Here is a 19,492-nt window from a genome sequence, read left to right as displayed (position 1 = left end):
CTGGCGCTCGTCAATGAGGTTCGCGCGGCAGTCGCCGGGCAGTTGGCCGCGTGGGAGCTGGTGGAGTTCCAGTTCACCACCGAACTGGTGGTCAGCGAACTCGTCACGAACGCCATCCGTTATGGGGCACCGCCCGTACGGTTGCGTCTCATCAAGGACCGGGCGCTGATCTGCGAAGTGTCCGACGGCAGCAGTACCTCTCCACACCTGCGGCGGGCCCGGACTACCGATGAGGGCGGTCGTGGGCTGTTTCTCGTCGCTCAGCTCACGCAGGCATGGGGAACCCGGTACACCGCGCGGGGCAAGACCATCTGGGCCGAACAGGCCCTGACACACGCGACGCCGGACCATGCGTAATGGCTTTCCTGCGCCGTTCGGAACCCGCTGCTGCTGGTCCGGCCGAACCGGGGTCAAGCGAGGTTCGGTCTGATCAGTGGGCTCCCTCAACGGCGGCGCGGTCGGGCTCGGTGCCGGGTCCTCGGACTCGGCTATCGGTCCGTTCGTGCTGGTACGGAGGTGGAATCCTGTCCACCTAGGAAGGACAATCCGGAACACCGGGTGTTTCACCACAGACCGTCCGGGAGGGGGGGATCTCACCGACTTCCATGATGAGGTGCCATGCGCTGGGCATTTCGCCCACAGTGACCTCGATGAGTGCCGGCTGGTCGACAGCGATCGCGTTGCTGAGCTCCGCTTGGAGCGCGGCGGGGGTGCTCACGCGCGTGGCGTGGACACCGAATGCGTGGCCGAGAGCGACGAAGTCGGGATTGACAAGGTCGGATCCGATGTATCTGTTGGCGAATGTATCGTGTTGGGTTCGGCGAACGTTTCCGAAGGCCGCGTCGTTGAAGATGACGGTGACGACGCCCAGGCCGTATTTTCTGGCCGTGGACAGCTCGGACATGCACCATCCGAATCCGCCGTCACCAGTGATCGAGACGACCGGTCGATGGGGGTGAGCCGCCTTGGCACCGAGTGCTGTCGGGAACCCGTACCCCAGGGTTCCTTGGTATCCGGGCGCAATGTAGGCGCGCTCGGTGAACACGGGATAGGCGACGTTGGCGAGGTAGCCCACCTGAGTCAGCTCGTTGACCAACAGCCCGTCATCAGGGATGGCGGCTCGCAGACTCCGGAGCCAGGCGTTTTGCGGTACGACAGCCTCGCATTGGGCCTGGGCCCAGAGGCGGGCCGCGTTCAGCTCGTCAGCGCCTGCCGGGTCGCGCCGTCTCGGGCCGATGAGGTCGGCGAGGGCAGACAGACCGAGCTGAGCGTCGCACACGACTGTGTGTGCGTAGGGGCGGGGAGGCCCGAGGTCGTTCACGTCGACGTTCATGCCGAGCAGGGTGGTGGTAGGCAAGGTGGGTACAACGGCGCCCATGGTGGTGGTAAAGCGGCTGCCGACGACGAGCACGACGTCGGCATGCGGAATCACTCGTCGGCCGGCGACGCTCGACAAGGCGAGTCTGTGTCTGTCGGACAGCGCTCCTCGCCCGCCACGGCTCAAGACGACGGGCGAGTCAAGGCGCTCGGCGAGTTGTCGCAGTTCCGCGGAGGCGACGGCGCTCACCACGCCGCCGCCGGCATAGATGACGGGGCGAGCGGCACCGCGGAGCGCCTCGGCGACCAGGCCCAACTGTTCCGTATCCGCGGGGGTGCGTCCCGCCTCGTCCGGGTCCGGTTCGATCAACTCGACATCGCATGTGGCTTGGAGGACGTCGGGAGGAATTTCGACGGCGACGGGCCTCGGGCGCCCGGAGCGAAGTTCGCGGAACGCCGCCCGAACAGCGGCCGGGATCTGTTCGGGCGTGCGAGCCATGGTCGACCATTTCGTCACCGATGCCAAGATCTGGCTTTGCCCAGGCACCTCGTGCAACAGCCCAAGGTGACGTTCGATGGCCCAGGACGGTAGCTGGCCGGCTATGCACAGGACACGCGAGGAGCAGGCAAACGCCGTGGCCAGCCCGGCTCCGGCGTTGAGAACGCCGGGGCCGGGAACGACCATGCACACTCCGACGTCACCGGTGGCGCGGGCGTAGCCGTCAGCCATGTAGGCGGCGCCCTGCTCGTGTCTGGTGTTGAAGAAGCGGATCTTGTCCGGGTGCCGCGCCAGCCCGTCGAGGGCGTAGTCCAACTGCACGCCCGGAACGCCGAACACATCGTGCACACCTTCGACGATCAGCTGCGCCGCGAGCGCCTCCCCGCCAGTCATGTTCACCATCCGCCGACTCCATCAGTGGTGACTGCCCGCTGTGCCGCACCGTGCGTGCCGCACTGGGCGCCGCGAGGTGGGCGCGACGCGACGGCCGGCCGCCCCAGCGCGTACCGCTCACACCCTGGCGAGGAAGCTTGTCCGGTGGGAGACATGGGCTCAGAGGACCTTCGACAGGAAGCTCTGGGTCCGAGCGTGGCTGGGGGAGTTGATCACTTGCTTCGGTTCACCGGACTCGACGACCACACCGGCGTCCATGAACACCACCGTGTCGGCGACCTCGCGGGCGAAGCCGATCTCGTGGGTCACGATGATCATCGTCATTCCCGACTGCGCCAAGCGTCGCATGACACCCAGCACGTCTCCGACGAGTTCCGGGTCGAGCGCGGAGGTGGGTTCGTCGAACAGCATCAGTTTCGGGCGCATGGCCAGAGCGCGCGCAATCGCCGCGCGTTGCTGCTGCCCGCCGGAGAGACGACTTGGGTAGGCGTGAGCGCGGTAACCAAGACCGACGTCATCCAGCAGTGCGTGTGCGTGCTCCACCGCCTGCTTCTTCGTCTCCCCTTTCACCCGGATCGGCGCCTCGATGATGTTCTCCAGCACGGTCATATGGGAGAAGAGGTTGAAGCTCTGGAAGACCATGCCGATATCCGCACGCTGGCGACATATGTCGCGTTCCTTGAGCTCGTGGAGGTGTCCACCGCGCTGGCGATAGCCGACCATCTGGCCGTCGACGTGCACCTGGCCCCGGTCGATCTTTTCCAGGTGGTTGATGCAGCGGAGGAACGTGCTTTTGCCGGAGCCGGACGGGCCGAGCAGGCAGAGGACCTCGCCGGGATCGACAGAAAGACTGATGCCCTTCAGGACTTCGACGTGCCCGAAGCTCTTGTGGACGTCCCGCGCCACCACCAAAGGTTCCGCGTTCGACATCGGCGCCGTCTGTGACTCACTCAGTGTGGAGCTCTCAACGGCCACGGCCCACTCTCCGTTCGAGGAAGTACTGTCCGATGCTTGCGGCTGTGACGATCACGAGGTACCAGAATGTCGCTACGGTAAGTAGTTCGATCGTCTTGAGATTCAGGGAGGAGATGGTCTGGGCGCTGGTCAGTAGATCGCCGCCCGCGATGACCGACACCAGGGAGCTCGCCTTGATCAGGTTGATGAACTGGTTCCCGGTCGGGGGGATGATAACCCGAAGGGCCTGTGGAAGGACGATGCGCCTCGTCGTCTGCAGACTGCCCATCCCGAGAGCTTTGGCTGCCTCGACCTGGCCGGGGCCGACCGCGAGAATTCCTCCACGCACGACCTCGGCCATATAAGCGCCCTCGTTGAGGCCGAGACCGAGCACCGCCGCCACGAACGGTGTGATGACGGTGTTTGTGTCGAAGCTGAAGAACGTGACATCCGTGAACGGCAGACCCAGGCCGACGTGTTTGAAGAGAAGGGCGAAGTTGCCCCAGATCAACAGCTGGACGAGCAAGGGCGAGCCGCGGAAGAACCATATATAGAGCCAGCTCACGTACGCCAGAATGCGGTTGCCCGACAGTCTGCACACGGCGATGACCACGCCGAGTACACACCCCAGAAGAGCGGAGACGATGCTGATCTTGAGGGTGGTGAACAGGCTGTCCATGATCGCGGATTGGACCAAGTAGTCACCGATGACCGAGTGGTCGATGTTCTTGTTCTCGTAGAGCGAATACAGCAACCCCGCGAAATAATAGGCCACGACTGCCGCGACGATCCATTGGCCGAAGTGCCGTACCGGCCGGGCTCGCGGGCCGGGCACAGCCTCGTTCCCGGCCCGTTCAGGGGAGCGCTGAGCCTCAGTGCCCGGCTGGCTCATGTCGGCAGATACCTTCTTGCGTGAGGACGGCGTGTTGGCCGTCAGGGCGTGGTGTTTCGGTCGCAGCATCGCGTCACCTGCAGCCTTCCAGTAAGGATTCCCTGCGGGACACCGCTTCTGACGGGTGGTGCGACGCATCCGGCCGGCGGCGCAGCCGAATGCGTCGCACGGGTCATGACAGGCCGCCGTTGAGCTTGACCTGATCTCTGGAGATGGCAAGCTCTTCGAGGCGTGCGTCCTCGAAGACCTTCTTGTATCGCCCGCTCTCCATCAGCTTTAGGACGCCGGCCTGAAATGCCTTGCTCAGCTTGGTGCCCTCGTCGTCCTTGGAGAACGCCGCCCCGAGCAACTGCTTCTGATACACCGGTCCGGCGACGGCGAACTTATTCTTGGCGGTATTCGCGGCGTGCATCGCGGCGCCTTGGGAGTTGAAGTAGACCTGCACCCTCCCGCTGCTCAGAGCCAGCTGCGCGTCGGAGGAACTGCCGTAGAGCCTGATGTCCATCGGCTTCTTCCCCGACTCAGTACACTTTGCCGCCTCGGACTTGAGCAGGTCGGTCTGCTGAGAGCCGCTGAGAGAGGAAACGGCCTTACCGCACAGACTGCTCATGCCCGAAATCTTCTGGGGGTTGCCGGCCTTCACCTGGAATACCGCGCCGTCGCGCTGGTAATCGATGAAGTTCAGAGACTTCTCGCGCTCCTTGGTGTCGGTGAGGACTCCCCACAACATGTCGAACTTGTTGGCCTTCATGCCGGGCATCAGCGCTGGGAACGGTGTGTCGACCCACTTGAACTTCACGCCGAACAGTGACTCGAGCTGAGTCGAAAGAGAAGGAGCCAGCCCCTTGAGGGAGTCACCGTCCAGGTAGACAAAGGGGGGAGCGCTGAGCGGAGCGGCGACGATGATCCTCCCCGCCTTCCGGATGCTCGCCGGAAGCATCGAATACAGCGGGGCGGACTTGTCGACGGCTGTGGTGCCGGTCGCTCCTCCGGCGGTGGTGGAGTCCTCGTCGCTGCTGCCGCAAGCAGCGGCGGAGACGACGACGAGCCCGGCCACGGCCAGAGCCACAGGTCTGTTCACGGCCGACTTGGTACGGCTCTTCGCAATCATGTTGTGCCTTTCGCTGGTTGGGCTTCCTCAGCCGCTCTTGAAGGGGCGACAAGACATCTCGATCACGCTCGGTGTTCTGTTTCGAGTGTGATTTCGGGTGCGCCGTGGGCACGGCGCCGGTCAATGAGGCGGGTCAGCACGGCCAAGAAGAGGTCGTTCTCTTCGGGAGTCCCGATGGTGACGCGAACGCCTACGTCTCCGTAGGCGCGGACCAGAATGCCGGCGGTCGCCAGCTCGGAGACCAGGGTGGCGACGAGGGTGCCCACAGGCAGCCAGAGGAAGTTCCCCTGCGAAGGCGGAACTGGTATTCCGAGATCGACGAGTTGCTCGCGCAGGCGTGCGCGTTCGGCCCTGACGGCTGTGACCCGGTCGGCCATGTGTTCGTTCTGGTCAAGTGAAACAGCGGCGGCTCGCTGCGCGACTGCGTTGACCGCGAAGGCCGGTTGCACCGCGAGCAGCGCCTCGATCAACGACGGATGGGCAACGCAGTAACCAAGGCGAAGCCCCGCCAGCCCGTATGCCTTCGAGAACGTTCGCAGGCAGATGACATTCTCGTACTCGCGTGCGAAGCGGACGCCGTCAGCTGCCTCAGGGTCGTCAACGAACTCGAAATACGCCTCGTCGATGACGGCCAGGACATGGTCCGGCAATGCCTTGAGGAACTGGGTCAACGCCTTGTGCGTGACGACACCGCCGGTGGGATTGTTCGGAGTGCAGACGAACACGATACGAGTGCGGTCGCCGACTTTGCGGAGCATCGCGCCGAGATCGAGACTGGCGACGGACAATGGCACCCGGACCGTCCTCGCTCCCGCGATGTGGGCCACGCTCGCGTAGGCATCGAACGATGGTGCCCCCATGAGGATCTCGTCGCCGTCGCCGACGACGAGGTCGACCATCTGCCGGACGATGCCGACCGAACCGTTGCCGACCGTCACCCACGGCTTGTCCACTCCGAGATGCTGTGCGATGCGCTCGCGGACGGCAGTCGCGGTGTTGTCGGGGTACCGGATGATCGCCTCGGGCGACTGGAGCGCTTCGAGGACGCCAGGCAGCGGTTCGAAGGCCATCTCGTTGCTGGCCAGGCGAACCACCGGTCCCGCACCGTCCCAGTCCGTGACGGGGCGCATGCCCGGGGTGTATCGCGGCAGCGTGGCGAGCAAGGCGCTCGCGCGTTCAGCCAGTACAGGAAGTGGGGATGCCTCGGTGGCGAAGCCGTCGGCGGTCATGGACGTCGCGGTGCCCGGCAGCGACGCGGCGGGGTCGGCGCACCTGTTGAATCCCGGGGCGTGGCCGTCGCGGTCCGCCGGGATGTCCTGTCGGCTGTCGTCTGACACGATCGCGCGCCTTTTCAACGCCAGAGCATGAAGGTCCAACCGCCACCGGTGCCCGCTTCGCTCCGGTAGACGGGGACGTAGTCGATGAGTTCGGCCTGCAGTCGGCTCGCGGCCAGGGCACCACCGACCGCGACCCAATTCAGTGTCTCGGACGTTCCCGAGAGCAGACGATGGCGAGGAAGATTGCGCAAGGTCTGCTCGTCCTTCGTGCGCAGCGCCTCGATGACCGTGCGGTCCAGGTCCTCATCAACGACGAAATGACTCAACCCACCCGACGCGATCAACGCCACACGTATGTCTTCGTCCCATGCCTGGACCGCCTCAGCAATCTTGCGGCCCAAGTCGTAGGAACGCCAGGGACGCACGTGATTGGGCGGATAGCAGGTGTTCTGGAACACCGGAAGAATCGGACCGGGCTTGTTCTCGAACAACCTCTTCACAATGAACGAGAACCCGTGCGGAAGCCCTTGCGCATGCGGTTCGGTTTCCAGCACGAAGTCCAGTTCGCCATCGGGCGTCGGAAACCGACGGGCAACCTTTCCGCTGTAGCTGTCTTCGGCGTAGGTCATATGAGAGATATCGAACTCGTTGTCCATGAGGAACTCGATGAGGTGTCGGCCGAATGCCGCCGGCACGGGGACGTCGAGCGGAATGTCTCCGTAGCCGCGGGCCCACGGGGGCACGACCGGCGGCGCGTCAGGCCGGATGGGCCGGGGCACGAGCGGTGCGGTCTCTCCCCAGTAGACCGAGAGCGCCGGCATATTGCTGTCGAAGAACCACTCGTCCTGGTCGTCGCTGATGATGATCGTTATGTCGGGGCGGGCCGCACGGAGGCTGTCGCGAAGCGTATCGAGTGCGGCGTTGCACCGCTTGAACTGCTCCTTGTAGCTGTCTTCGTTGCCTCGACGTTCCTTGATGGCGGCGGGAACGTGCGCTGCGACCGCCCTGTCGTAATCCAGAGCGATCCCCTCCGGAGGGAAGACCAGTTCCCTGATGTTGCGGTCGTTCTCCGCGTAGGACTCCCACAGCTCGCCGGGGATCGACAGGACCGGAGAGTGGGACGTCCCGATCCCGAGAACAATCTGCGCCATAGCAGGCTCCTCCCGTGCATGTACGCCGTTGCTGGGCGGCGATATCAGGCACGATGGTGTCAGTATCAACGTTGCATTGTCAACGACATGCGGTATGCTTTCTGTGAGCAGGAACCGACCGTGAGGCATGCGGGAGTGGTGAACCGTTGATCAACTCGGCGCGGCCGGCGGCCGGGCCTCCTGAAGCCGATCTTCCTGGGGGCTCACCTGTCTCATTCGGGTATCCGGACCTGACGGGACGGCGCCATCGCCGCAGCCGCACCGACACAGACCCGCACCGGCGTTGGCGAGGCCTTGGGGGGGCATGGGGGAGCCCGCCGCGGTCTCGGGGCGGTCGCGTGACACGCCCTTATAGGGTTCTGTCGATGCACCGTGGCAGGGCGTGTGCGTCGCTCAACGCGTGGACGCCGCGACTCCGCGTCCTTCGAGGAGGACTCATGGGTAAAGCCGCAGAAGAAGGCGATGTGGAGTTGTTCGAGTCGTTGATGTCGTTCCGCATCAGCATCCTGGCCAAGCTCCTCGACCGCCGCCTGGCGACCCAAATCGGCGACCAGTTCGGCCTGGGTGTCGCGGAATACAAGGTGTTCGGCCAAATCGTCCTGCACCCGGGTGCCACCGTGCGGGCGATCGCGGCCAGCACCTTCGTCGACAAGGCCCAGGTCAGTCGCGCTGTCGCCCAGTTGGAGAAGCAGGGCTTGGTCTCGCGCACGACGACGGACCAGGATCGCCGTGCTCCGTTGCTGTATGCCACCACCACTGGGGAACGATTGTTCGAGGAGATTCGCCCGCTGCGCCAGGAACAGGAGCGCGCCCTCAAGGCAGAGCTGACCCCCGCGCAGTATCAGGCGATGACCTCAGCCATCGAGGTCCTTATCACCTCGCTGTCCGAAGTGAACGCGAAGTCTGCGGAGCCCACGGCCGCCGAGCGGCGCCGGGTGATCCGTGAGGCACGCACGGACCGATGACCGCGGATCCAGCAATTCGCCATGCGGGGACGCACCAAAGGAGACGTGGATGAGCCATACCGACACCGGTCAATTCGGGGACCCATTGGTCCTTCGCATCACAGACTTGGACGTCTGCTGTATTTCGGATGCCATGGACAGTCTCGGCCTGGCCGGCGTTGCGGAAGGCCTGACGCCCATGTGGCAGGGGGCGAAGGCCGCCGGTCGTGCGGTGACGACCAAGTTGGCCCCGGGAGAGGCCCCTGCGGACGCGCCGCCGGTGCACCTGGGCGCCCAGGCTGTCGAACGGTCCCAGCGTGGCAGCGTCATCGTTGTCGACAACGGCGGCCGCAGCTCGATGGGTGCTTGGGGCGGCTTGCTGTCGATGGCCGCATCGATTCGCGGCGTCGCAGGGGTGGTGATGGATGGGGCATGCCGAGACGTCGACGAGGCCCGCCTGCTCGGCTTTCCCGCCTTCGCGCGAGCCGCCGCGACGCGCACGGCCCGCGGTCGGGTACACGAACAAGCCTGCGGCGAGCCCGTCCAGTTGGGCGGAGTGACCGTTGAGTCCGGCGACATTGTGGTCGCCGACGGCAGCGGCGTCGTTGTCGTGCCGGCCGGCCACGCGGAGCGGGTCATCGAATCGGCGGAGAAGATCGCCCGGCGCGAGAAGGTCATGCAGGATCGGCTGCGTGGTGGAGAGCCGGTCGCCGCTGTTCTCGGTGCCTCGTATGAACACATGCTTCGTCCCCAGTGAGCGCCAGCCCGAAGTCTCCAGGGGTGCTGGGTCGTCTGCCGACCGGGTGATGAGCCATGGCCACGGGCAGGGACCGTGGTGTTCTGGCGGAGTCGCCCGAGTGCGCCCAGTTCGAGGACGATCCTCCGCCGTGCGATGCGCCCCCAGCTGCCGCTGGGAGGGTACCCCCGCGCCGGACGCCGTGAGCTTCCCGGCACGCCGCGAGGGAGATGCGGCTGACGGCGGTCGTAAGTTCGTTGACAAATCATCAAAGCAGATGCAACGATGTATTTCGTCGGTTGATCTGTCAGCCCGAAGAGCGGAGAGCGTCACGCCATGTATGACGATCTGAAAGTGCTTGATGTCCACGCGCACGTGACCGTTCCAACCCAAGCCAATGAGCTGTTGTTGAGCATGCTCGCGACCAATAGCGCGTTGGCAAGCCCGCTGTCCGGGGGGCGTGGCCTGCCTCGCAAGTCCATGGTCAGCACGGAGCAGTTCCGTGAGGCCGCCGCCGAGCACGTGGCCTACATTGACGAGCGGGGGATCGACGTCCAGATTCTGGGACCACGGCCTTACATGGTTCTGGGTTGGATGCAGCCGCATCTGATTCCGGCGTGGGCTCGGTATGTCAACGACATGATTGCTCAGCAGTGCAGCTTCTTCCCTGACCGGTTCCTCGGTGCTGCCCAGCTGCCGCAGGTCGCCGACGCGCCCGACACCAAGCACTGTCTGGAGGAGCTGCAGCGCTGTGTTGGCGAATACGGGTTCGTCGCTGCGTATGTCACTCCCGACCCGGACGGTCGCCGCACCACGCCGGGGATGCACGAGCCGTACTGGTACCCGTTGTACGAGAAGTGCGAGGAGCTTGGCCTGCCGATCATCGTGCACGGCAGCAATTCCGCGGACCCCCGGTACGGCGTCGTGCCACACAACTATCAGCTCGGCTTCGTCACCGAGCAGTACCTCTCGACTCAGTTCCTCGGCCACGGGCCCGTGTTCGACCTGTTCCCCGAACTGAAGATCATCGTGTGTCACTGCGGCGGGGCCCTCAACCGCTTTATCGCCACCGACTTCCACCTCCCTCAGCGAGACCTATCGAACAACCTGTTCTACGACACATGCGGCTACGACCTGCATTTCCTCGAGGCGGCCATCAAACAACGCGGCGTCAGCCAAATGTGCTTCGGTGTGGAGGCGCCCGGCTCCGGCGGCGCGGTGCGACCGGAAACCGGCCGTACCTCCGATGACCTGCTGCCCGTCCTCCGCGACTTCGACTGGCTCAGCGATCACGACCGTCGGCAGATCGTGCATCACAATCCGGCCCGGGTCTGCCCGCCACTGGCGAAGGTCCACCCGTGATGGCCGCTGACAAGGCATCCGCCACGCCCGCGGTGGAAGGTACTTCGACGATCTCGGACGCACTCGACCGGCTCGGCCTGCCCGGCAGCGCCCACGGCATCAGTCCGCTCGCCAACGGGCAGCGCATGTTCGGCCCGGCGTACACCGTGAGATACGTCAGTGCCGGATACCCGCCCGGGACCGTCGGCGACTACATCGACGACATTCCGGCCGGAGCGGTGGTGGTCCTGGACAACGCTGGGCGCACCGATTGCACCGTATGGGGGGATATTCTCACCGCCGTCTCGATCCAGCGGGGGATAGCCGGCACAGCTGTCAACGGCGTCTGTCGTGACACTCACCGGGCGCTGACGACCGGCTACCCCATCTTCAGCAGTGGTCGGTTCATGCGCACCGGCAAGGACCGTGTGGAGGTTGCCGAGATCGGCGGGACAGTGAACCTCGGTGATGTCCAGGTCAGACAGGGAGACCTGGTCATCGGAGACGACGACGGTGTGGTCGTCGTACCCCAGGGGCGCATCGACGAGGTCCTCGCACTGGCACATCGGATTGCGCAGCGCGAGGCCGATATTCTCGCCGCCGCTCTCAAGAGCGGGTCGCTGCGGGACGCACGGGCCACGTTCGGTTACCACACTCTGCAACGGCTGGCGTCGGGGAGCTGAGACGTGGCGGTGCGGGCGTTCACCCGCTAGCTCTTCACCCCGCTGAACCGGACCGGGTGCGGTCGGCCTGGTCACCCACCGACGCGCATTAGAGCAGGCGCCACCACCGTGTAAAGAGGAGAAACATGCCGTCACGAAACGTGATCTTCGTCGGGACAGCGCGAACGCCGATGGACCTTGTGGACAGGCTGGCGTCGTTCGGAACGGCGACCGTGCACGAGGCCATGGGCCGTTCCGGATACCTCGGCCCGAGGCTTCGGCCGATATGGGCCGGGGCCAGGGTGGCAGGCAACGCTGTGACCGTCTCGGTCGCTCCCGGTGACAACCTCATGGCCCACGCGGCCGTCGAGCAGACCACCGCAGGAGACATCCTCGTGGTGTCACCGACCTCACCGTGCACCGATGGGTACTTCGGTGATGTCTTCGCGACATCCCTCACACAACGCGGGGTACGGGCGTTGGTGACCGACACCGGTATCCGGGATGTCGCCGAACTGAAGGAACTGGGGTTCCCGGCCTGGTCGAGCGCTGTTTCGGCGCAAGGTACCGTCAAGGCGACGCCGGGCTCGGTCAACACTCCCATCGTCATCGGGTCGGTGATGATCCGGCCCGGCGATGTGATCGTCGCCGACGACGATGGCGTTGCCTGTGTTCCACGCGCGCAGGCTCAGCATGTGATCGATCAGTGCGAAATACGCCTGCGAAAAGAGGTCGACATCAAGCGCGCCTTCGCGAGCGGAGCCCTGGGCCTGGACCTTTATGGACTGCGCGAGCTTATCGACGAGCTGGGAGTCGAATACTCGCAGGCCCCGCCGATACCTGGATAAGACCGTGTCCCATGTGGTGAGGTGGACGACGCGTTCATGGCAGCACAGGGCTATGGCGAGCCCGAGGAACGCCAGGTAGGTGCAGGGGTTGCGTTCGCGCCCCGGCGTGGCCATGCTCACCGTGACGTCCTGGTCGCTGACCCGGACTCCGCTGCTGAGGGTCTCCTCCACCACTGTGTCGGTTCCCACCCGGCACTACTTCCTCTGGAACCTCACGTCCCAGTCTCCAGGTATCCAACATCAAGGGGAAACAGCGCCTCGAACTTCGCCGCCGGTGCTGTCACGTTGACCGGTGGATGAGATGATCTTCGGGTTGGTCGTGGCTCGGAGGGCCTGCCGTGGGGGCTGTATCGCCGTCGTACAAGGGCCACCGCTACCCGGTCGAGGTGATCTCGCACTGCGTGTGGCTGTACTTCCGGTTCCCGCTCAGCTTCCGTGAGGTCGAGGAGCTGATGCTCCAGCGCGGGGTGATGGTCTCGTACGAGACCGTGCGCCGCTGGTGCCTGAAGTTCGGCCAGGCCTACGCCGACGCACTGCGCCGCCGTCGGCCCCGACCCGGCGACAGGTGGCACATGGACGAAGTCTTCATCAAGATCAACGGCGAGCGGCAGTACCTGTGGCGAGCAGTCGACCAGGACGGCAACGTGCTCGACATCCTCGTCCAAGGCCGCCGGGACAAGGCCGCCGCAAGGCGCTTCTTCCGTAGGCTGATGAAGACGACCGGCGCGGTGCCAAGAGTGATCGTCACCGACAAGCTCCGTTCCTACGCCGCCGCCCACCGCGAGGTCATGCCCTCGGTGGAACACCGCTCGCACAAGGGTCTGAACAACCGCGCGGAGAACAGCCACCAACCGACGAGACAGCGCGAACAGGCCATGAAGGGCTTCCGCTCCGCTGGCGGAGCGCAGCGGTTCCTGTCCGCCTTCAGCGGCATCTCGCCCCATTTCCGACCCCGCCGCCATCTTCTGACCGCCACTCGGCACCGCTTCGAAATGACCCTCCGCTTCACGCTCTGGGACCACATCACCGGCGTGGCCGTCCGACCCACCCCGGCCTGACCCCGAGTCCGAAACCCGGCCCCGCCACACCGTCAGACGATCACGCACCCGTCAACGTGACAGCGCCCCGTCAAACGCTACGCCCGTGCGGACCGGCCCGAGCGGATGCTCCGCGTCCCCAAGTACCGTGCCAGCCTGGTCGACCCCTACCGCAAGCACCTGCGAAAACGCCGGGCCGAGGACCCTGGCGTCCCCGTCCTGCACCTCTTCGAAGAGATCAAAGCCCTGGGCTTCACGGGCTGCCTGAACCTCCTGCACAAGTACATCAACCAAGGCCGCGCGGACGCCGACCGCAGCCATATCTCCCCGCGCCGGCTCGCCCGGATGCTGCTGACCAGGCCCGACAACCTCAAAGCCGAGCAACACGAGCTCCTGGCCAAGCTCACCGCCGCCTGCCCCGAGATGATCCAACTGGCGGCCCCTATCAGGGAATTCGCCCCGCTCCTTGCACCTCACGCCGACAATGCCGATGCGCTCTCACGTTGGATCGTCCAGGTCCGCGGCGCCGACCTGCCCCACCTGTATGCCTTCGCCCGAGGTCTAGAACGAGACCGCGACGCCGTAAACGCCGCCCTCACACTTCCGTACAGCAACGGCCCCACCGAGGGCGTCAACACCAAGACCAAGCGGATCGCGCGCCAGATGCACGGACGAGCAGGCTTCACCCTTCTTCGCCACCGCGTCCTCCTCGGATAGCGGCACGCTCCGTCACCACCGAATGTGAGACAGGGCCGTTGATTAGACACTCCCTCACCACCGAAAGTGAGACAGGGCCGTTGACCGTACAGACCCTGCCGGGTCCTTCATGAACACCACCGGGCGTTCGGGCACGGCTGCTCCCGTTTCCTCGGCATGGTCACGGTAGTTGAGGCCGATGCACACCACCTTGCCGGGCCGGGCCACGGGCGCTCCGATGCGCATGCCTGCGGTATCCAGGATCGGCAGCGTGCCCGCACCGAGGGCCGTCCGAACCCGGTCTATACCGCCGTCGGCCAGGAACGGGCCGTCGATGTCGTGCGTCAGGCCGGTCAGATCGTGAACGCGTCCGTCATCGGCGAGAACGGCTGGACGCTCGGCGCCCGGGGCGCCGAGGCGCAGCAGTTTCATCTGGTTCTCCTTGCGGCCGCGGTACGGGCGTACCGCGGGACTGATTCAGGGGGAGGAGAGGGGGAAACTCGGGGAGCCCAAGCGGTGGGGCCGTCCTGGGGGATCACTCCATGAGGAAGACCTGCTCCATGTCGGCCCACCACTCGCCCGGCGCTGCTTCGTCAACTGGCTCCTGGCAGGGGGCCGTGAGGTTCCACCAGGCCTGAGTGGCCGGATCGGCGGCCATCAGCGCGCGGTCCGCTTCGAGGTCGTCGCCGTGGTATTCGAAGTAACTGAACAGCCGGTCGCCGAGCAGATGGATCGAGTAGTTGGTGATGTGGGAACGCTGCAGCCGGTCCAGTACCGGTTCGGGCACGTGCCGGTGCAGTTCCCGGTACTCGTCCAGCTTCTCGGGACGGACGTGGATGACCTGTGCCACGCGCCTCATGCAGTATCGACTCCAGTGGACACGGCTGGCACTGTCCGTTCATGGATGATGCGGATGATCCGGCCGCTCATCCGCTCGTAGTCGTGGTCGTTGCCGACCTCACCGCGGACGCGGTGGCCCGCCATGACGAGGACGCGGTCCGCCAGAGTGATCATCTCGGCCAGGTCGCTGCTGATCAGCAGGATCGGCAGGCCGCCGCGGGCCAGCTCCCAGATGAGTTCGTGGAAGGCGTGCTTGGTGCGGACGTCCACGCCGACGGTGGGCTCGTCGACGATGAGCAGCCGCGTGTCGGCGGCGAGCCACTTGGCCAGACTCACCTTCTGCTGGTTGCCGCCTGACAGCTCGCCGGCGTTCTGCTGGAGGCCGGAGATACGGATACCCAGGCGCTTCACCAGATCCTCGGCGACATCCCGCTCCTGCCGGGCGGAGACGAATCCCAGTGCACGGGCGAGCTTCTTCCACACCGTCACGGTGATGTTGCGGAGGATGGGCTGCTCCAGGAAGACGCCTTCCTCCTTGCGGTTCTCCGTGAGATAGCCGATGCCGTACTCATGGAGGGCCTGGCGCGGGGAGCTGATCCTGGCCGTCTTCCCATGCACGCGGATCTCGCCGCCGGTGACGCGGTCGAGCCCGAGGACGGCCTTGACCAGTTCGCTGCGGCCCGCGCCAACCAGGCCGTAGAGGCCGAGGATCTCCCCGGGGCGTACGTCCAGTGAGATGTCCCGGTGGCCGGCGGCTGTGGAGAGTCCCACCAGCGAGAGTGCCGCAGGTGCCGAGACGTCCACGGTGCGTTGGCTCATCTCGGTCACCGAGTGGGCGCGACCGACCATCAGGGTTACCACGTCATCCTGGGTGTGTGCCGCCAACGGTGCGGACTCCAGCACTGACCGGCCGTCCCGCAAGACGGTGACGGTGTCACAGATGGCGAAGACCTCCTCCAGCTTGTGGCTGACGAACACCACGCACGTGCCGCGTTCGGCGAGCCGCCGGACGACGTCGAAGAGACGCTCTGCCTCCTGGGGGGAGAGGGATGCCGTCGGCTCGTCCAGGAGCAGGACCCGGCTCTCGGTGTAGAGCGCCTTCGCGATCTCCACCAACTGCTGCTGCGCCACCGACAGTTCCTGGACCGGACGGTGCGGGTCGATGTCGAGCCCGAGTTCTGCCAGGCAGCGCTGGGCCGGGGCGGTCATTGCTTCCCGGTCGACCAGGCCGCGCCGCGAGGGCGGGTTCTGCAGGGTGATGTTCTCCGCCACGGAGAAGCCCGGGATGAGATTGCGTTCCTGGTGGACGACGCCGATGCCGGTCCGGGTGGCCTCCAGCGGGGAACGCAGCTGGATCTCCTTGCCGCACCAGGTGAGCCGGCCACCGTCGGGGGCGTGAACACCGGTGAGGACCTTGATGAGGGTGGACTTGCCCGCGCCGTTCTCGCCCAGCAGTGCGTGGACCGATCCGGCGGTGAGGCGCAGGGCCACGCCGTCGAGAGCGCGTACGCCGGGGAAGAGCTTGACGATGCCGTCGCACTCCAGCAGGACTTCGCTCATCGGGCACCTCCTGCGCTCGGCACGTTGGCGGCCGGCTGTTCGTCGCTGACCGGCTCGGTGGGAGGGCGGCCGGGTGCCTTGCCCTTCTTCTCCAAGCGCCCGGTGTGGATGCGGCCGCCGACGACGGTGCCCAGGACAACCACGCCGATGAGGAAGTTGACCCAGCTCGGATCGAGGGAGAGCTGGGCGCGTGCGCTGTCGATGAGACGCATGACGAAGGCGGCGAGCACGGTCCCGAACACGGCGACGGACCCGCCGGTCAGTGCCACTCCGCCGATGATGGGGGCGGCGAAACTGGGCAGAAGCCAGTCGCCGCCGACGCTGCGGTTGACTCCGGGCAGTGAGGCCGTGGCGGTCAGGGCGGCAATGCCGACTAGGAGTCCCGACAGTGTGTGGGCGAGTACGATCTGGCGGCCGGTAGAGATACCGGAGAGCCGGGCTGCCAGCGGGTTGCCGCCGGAGGCCAGCAGCCGCCGCCCGGCCACGGTGCGGTACATGAAGGCGGCGAGCAGTCCCGCTGCCGCGAGTGCGGTCACGAAGACGAGCGGCACGTTCAGCGGTGCTGCCCTGCCGAGGTCGCGCAGCGTGGCCGAATAGCCGTCGATGGTGCGTGTTCCGGCGAGCCGGTACTGAGCCCCCAGCAGAATGGTCATGATGCCCAGGGTGACGATGAAGCCGTTGATACGGGTGGCGACGATGAACAGGCCGGTGACCAGTCCGACCGCGGTTGCCACCAGCACGCCGGTCAGGACGGCGATGTCGGCGGGCACGCCGCTGTCTGCCATGAGGACCCCCATCAGGCAGGCGCTGAAACCGCCCAGCGCGCCGACGGCGAGGTTGAGCTGCCCGACGCACAGGGCCACCATCTGGGCCAGCCCGATGAGTATGGGCGTGGCGAGGTACTGCAGGAAGGTGCGTACGGAAGGGCCTTCGAAGAAGGATCCGGACGAGGTGATCCCCAGTGCCACGTAGCCCGCGAGGACAACGCAGAGCAGGGTCATCGTCGTGGAGCGGGAGAAGCGGTGCAGCGCCGGCAGGGCCGCGGCTCCTCGGTCTCTGAGCATCGTCATGTGGAGCGCACCACCTTGCGATAGGACACGACGGTGCGTACCCGGTCCGCGGACAGAGCCAGCAGAAGGACGCAGCCGAGGTAGATATTGAGGCTTTCGAGGCCGACCCCGAGCAGGTCGAGGCCCTTGCGGATGACGCCGACCAGGGAGGTGCCGAGGAGAGCGCCGATCACGGAGACGACGCCACCGGTGAGCAGGGTCCCGCCGAGGACCGCACCGAGGAACGAGGGGAGCATGAAGTCCTCGCCGATGGAGGCGCGGAACGTGCCCGTGCCGACAGCGGCCATGAAACCGGCGAGTGCGGCGAGGAGTCCTGAGAGGGCGTGGGCCAGGACGATCCGGCGTCCGGTGGGGATGCCGGAGAGTTCGGCGGCGGCCGGGTTCGCACCGGTGAGCAGCAGTTCACGCCCCATGCGGGTGCGGGCGTAGAGGAAGCCGAGGCCGGCCAGGACGAGCACGGTGAACTGCGCCAGCTGTGGAACGGCTGGGGAGCCGCATACCGGGCCCACGCAGATGTCGGCCAGCGAGTAGGAGCGCATCTCGGCGAGCCCTGCGGGGCGGGTGGTGAAGGCGGCGTTCTCGGTGAGGGCCGAGTAGAGGAGAGAGACGAGGCCGAGCAACGCGAAGTCCATCGCCAACGTCACAACAAAGGAACTCACTCCTGTGCGGGCGATGATCCAGCCGGTCAGGGCTCCGATGACGCAGCCGGCCACCAGGCAGAGCAGAAGCCCCAGCGGGAGCGGCAGCCCGAGCCGGTCGTACCCGAAGCCGGCGAAGAAGGCGCCGAAGGCGGCCATGCGGCCGACGGCGAGGTTCATGTGCCCGATGGACAGCACGACCATCTGCGCCAAGGCCACCACGGTCAGCGTCGAGATGTCACGGAGCAGCGGGAAGAGCACCAGGCGCTCGTCGAAGAAGGCCGGCCGCAGGACGCCGAAGAGGGCACAGAGAGCGACAACGAGGACCAGCAGGCCCAGGCGCTGGTTGACCCAGAGCGGGAGCCGGTGCGCGGGACGGGTCGCTCCGGCCGCTGCGTCCGCCGTGCTGTCGGGCGGTGTGGCGGCGGTCGTCATGACACCCTCCGGTCGTCGATGGCGTCCATGTCCCAGTCGATGCCGATGCCCGGCTCGTCGGGGGCCACTGCCCGGCCGTCCCGCAGGGTGAGTTCGGTGCGGGTGACGGCGCGCAGCTGGGGGATGTATTCGACGTACGCGCCGTTGCTGACGGCGGCGACGAGGCTGACGTGCAACTCCATCAGGAAGTGCGGACAGACCTTCACATTGAAGGTCTCCGCGAGATGGGCAACCTTCAGCCATGGAGTGATGCCGCCGATACGGGCCACGTCGACCTGAACCACGGAAGCGGCGCCGGTCTCCAGGTAGCTGCGGAACTGCATCGGCGAGTACATCGACTCGCCGACGGCGATCGGGATTCTGGTCGAGCGGGCGAGTCGTGCGTGGCCGCTGATGTCGTCCGCGGGCAAGGGCTCCTCGAGCCAGTACGGATCGTAGGGTTCGAGGGCCGCGGCCAGCTGCACGGCGGAGGACAGCGACTGGGACTGGTTGGCGTCCGTCATGATGTGCAGGGCCGGACCGACCGCCTCCCGCACCGCGCGGAGGCGTTCCGCGTCCTCGGCGACGTACGGCTTGCCGACCTTGATCTTGACGCCGGACCACTGGGCTTCCTTGGCGGCAAGGGCCGACTTGACCAGGTCCTCGGTGGCCAGATGGAGCCAGCCGCCCTCAGTGTCGTACACCGGGACCTCCTGGCGGTGGCCCCCCGCCAGCCGCCACAACGGCTCGTCCGTGCGCCTGCAGCGCAGGTCCCACAGCGCCGTGTCGATCGCTGCGAGTGCGAGCGAGGTGATGGCTCCGGTGGTCGTCGCCCGGGTCACGCCGAACAGTTCCTGCCACAGTCCCTCGACGTTGCGCGCGTCCTTGCCCGGCAGAAGAGGCAGAAGGTGATCGCGGAGTAGCGCCAGTACGGAGCTGCCTCCGGTGCCGATCGTGTACGCGTAACCCGTGCCCTCGATGCCGTCGTCCGTGACCAGCCGGACGAGGACGGTCTCCTGTTTGACGAACGACTGCACCGCGTCCGTGCGGTCCGTCTCCACCGCGATGTCGGCCAGCAGGGCCGTGGCGCTGGTGATGATGCTCATCTGGTG

General features: G+C 66.1%; 17 protein-coding genes and 3 pseudogenes. 8 read left to right on the top strand and 12 right to left on the bottom strand.

Going from position 1 to position 19,492, the window contains the following annotated elements; translation table 11 throughout:
* Positions 1 to 3 precede the first annotated feature (3 nt).
* Positions 4 to 357: pseudogene (locus tag OG293_RS05945) on the top strand (ATP-binding protein); the annotation flags it as partial.
* 175 nt (positions 358 to 532) lie between these two features.
* On the opposite strand, the gene OG293_RS05940 reads toward OG293_RS05945, so the two are convergent.
* The 6 genes from OG293_RS05940 to OG293_RS05915 form a co-directional block, all read right to left on the bottom strand.
* Positions 533 to 2,209 (bottom strand): thiamine pyrophosphate-dependent enzyme, encoded by a 1,677-nt coding sequence (locus tag OG293_RS05940; RefSeq protein ID WP_406003513.1) that lies wholly within the window; start codon positions 2,207 to 2,209, stop codon positions 533 to 535.
* A gap of 159 nt (positions 2,210 to 2,368) precedes the next feature.
* Positions 2,369 to 3,121 (bottom strand): amino acid ABC transporter ATP-binding protein, encoded by a 753-nt coding sequence (locus OG293_RS05935; RefSeq protein WP_406003512.1) that lies wholly within the window; start codon positions 3,119 to 3,121, stop codon positions 2,369 to 2,371.
* Between the two features lie 52 nt (positions 3,122 to 3,173).
* On the bottom strand, positions 3,174 to 4,124 hold the full coding sequence (locus OG293_RS05930; protein WP_405997705.1) for an amino acid ABC transporter permease: 951 nt from the start codon (positions 4,122 to 4,124) through the stop codon (positions 3,174 to 3,176).
* A 103-nt stretch (positions 4,125 to 4,227) separates the two neighbouring features.
* Complete coding sequence (locus tag OG293_RS05925) at positions 4,228 to 5,136, bottom strand: transporter substrate-binding domain-containing protein (RefSeq protein ID WP_405997704.1); 909 nt, start codon at positions 5,134 to 5,136, stop codon at positions 4,228 to 4,230.
* A gap of 92 nt (positions 5,137 to 5,228) precedes the next feature.
* Complete coding sequence (gene hisC / locus OG293_RS05920) at positions 5,229 to 6,503, bottom strand: histidinol-phosphate transaminase (RefSeq protein WP_405997703.1); 1,275 nt, start codon at positions 6,501 to 6,503, stop codon at positions 5,229 to 5,231.
* A 14-nt stretch (positions 6,504 to 6,517) separates the two neighbouring features.
* On the bottom strand, positions 6,518 to 7,594 hold the full coding sequence (locus OG293_RS05915) for a hypothetical protein (protein ID WP_405997702.1): 1,077 nt from the start codon (positions 7,592 to 7,594) through the stop codon (positions 6,518 to 6,520).
* Between the two features lie 437 nt (positions 7,595 to 8,031).
* On the opposite strand from OG293_RS05915, the gene OG293_RS05910 reads away from it, so the two are divergent.
* The 7 genes and pseudogenes from OG293_RS05910 to OG293_RS05880 form a co-directional block, all read left to right on the top strand.
* Positions 8,032 to 8,559, top strand: coding sequence for a MarR family winged helix-turn-helix transcriptional regulator (locus OG293_RS05910; protein ID WP_405997701.1), 528 nt, complete (start codon positions 8,032 to 8,034; stop codon positions 8,557 to 8,559).
* A gap of 49 nt (positions 8,560 to 8,608) precedes the next feature.
* A complete protein-coding gene (locus OG293_RS05905) occupies positions 8,609 to 9,295 on the top strand; it encodes an RraA family protein (RefSeq protein ID WP_405997700.1) in 687 nt (228 codons plus the stop codon).
* Between the two features lie 315 nt (positions 9,296 to 9,610).
* Positions 9,611 to 10,636, top strand: a complete 1,026-nt coding sequence (locus OG293_RS05900; protein WP_405997699.1) for an amidohydrolase family protein — start codon at positions 9,611 to 9,613, stop codon at positions 10,634 to 10,636.
* Positions 10,636 to 11,298: an RraA family protein gene (locus OG293_RS05895; RefSeq protein ID WP_405997698.1), complete on the top strand. Its 663-nt coding sequence runs from the start codon at positions 10,636 to 10,638 to the stop codon at positions 11,296 to 11,298. The genes OG293_RS05900 and OG293_RS05895 overlap by 1 nt, the downstream gene beginning before the upstream one ends.
* A gap of 125 nt (positions 11,299 to 11,423) precedes the next feature.
* Positions 11,424 to 12,125: a 4-carboxy-4-hydroxy-2-oxoadipate aldolase/oxaloacetate decarboxylase gene (locus OG293_RS05890; protein WP_405997697.1), complete on the top strand. Its 702-nt coding sequence runs from the start codon at positions 11,424 to 11,426 to the stop codon at positions 12,123 to 12,125.
* A gap of 338 nt (positions 12,126 to 12,463) precedes the next feature.
* Positions 12,464 to 13,183: an IS6 family transposase gene (locus OG293_RS05885; RefSeq protein WP_405997696.1), complete on the top strand. Its 720-nt coding sequence runs from the start codon at positions 12,464 to 12,466 to the stop codon at positions 13,181 to 13,183.
* A 69-nt stretch (positions 13,184 to 13,252) separates the two neighbouring features.
* Positions 13,253 to 13,879 (top strand): annotated as a pseudogene (locus OG293_RS05880) (transposase); the annotation flags it as partial.
* A 99-nt stretch (positions 13,880 to 13,978) separates the two neighbouring features.
* Here OG293_RS05880 and OG293_RS05875 read toward each other — a convergent pair.
* The 6 genes and pseudogenes from OG293_RS05875 to OG293_RS05850 all read right to left on the bottom strand — a co-directional run.
* Positions 13,979 to 14,290, bottom strand: a pseudogene (locus tag OG293_RS05875) (2-hydroxyhepta-2,4-diene-1,7-dioate isomerase); the annotation flags it as partial.
* Between the two features lie 103 nt (positions 14,291 to 14,393).
* The gene (locus OG293_RS05870) at positions 14,394 to 14,717 is read right to left on the bottom strand and encodes an L-rhamnose mutarotase (protein WP_405997695.1); all 324 of its coding nucleotides are present in this window, start codon (positions 14,715 to 14,717) and stop codon (positions 14,394 to 14,396) included.
* Positions 14,714 to 16,258 (bottom strand): sugar ABC transporter ATP-binding protein, encoded by a 1,545-nt coding sequence (locus OG293_RS05865; protein ID WP_405997694.1) that lies wholly within the window; start codon positions 16,256 to 16,258, stop codon positions 14,714 to 14,716. Before OG293_RS05865 ends, OG293_RS05870 begins: the two co-directional genes overlap by 4 nt.
* Positions 16,255 to 17,328, bottom strand: a complete 1,074-nt coding sequence (locus tag OG293_RS05860; RefSeq protein WP_405997693.1) for an ABC transporter permease — start codon at positions 17,326 to 17,328, stop codon at positions 16,255 to 16,257. The genes OG293_RS05865 and OG293_RS05860 overlap by 4 nt, the downstream gene beginning before the upstream one ends.
* On the bottom strand, positions 17,325 to 18,401 hold the full coding sequence (locus OG293_RS05855; protein ID WP_405997692.1) for an ABC transporter permease: 1,077 nt from the start codon (positions 18,399 to 18,401) through the stop codon (positions 17,325 to 17,327). The genes OG293_RS05860 and OG293_RS05855 overlap by 4 nt, the downstream gene beginning before the upstream one ends.
* On the bottom strand, positions 18,398 to 19,486 hold the full coding sequence (locus tag OG293_RS05850; RefSeq protein ID WP_405997691.1) for a mandelate racemase/muconate lactonizing enzyme family protein: 1,089 nt from the start codon (positions 19,484 to 19,486) through the stop codon (positions 18,398 to 18,400). Before OG293_RS05850 ends, OG293_RS05855 begins: the two co-directional genes overlap by 4 nt.
* Positions 19,487 to 19,492: the final 6 nt, after the last annotated feature.

The sequence above is a fragment of the Streptomyces sp. NBC_00829 genome, from assembly GCF_045161795.1.
Lineage (GTDB): Bacteria > Actinomycetota > Actinomycetes > Streptomycetales > Streptomycetaceae > Streptomyces.
Note: the sequence above shows the minus strand (reverse complement) of the source record. Positions and strands in the feature narration are given on the sequence as shown.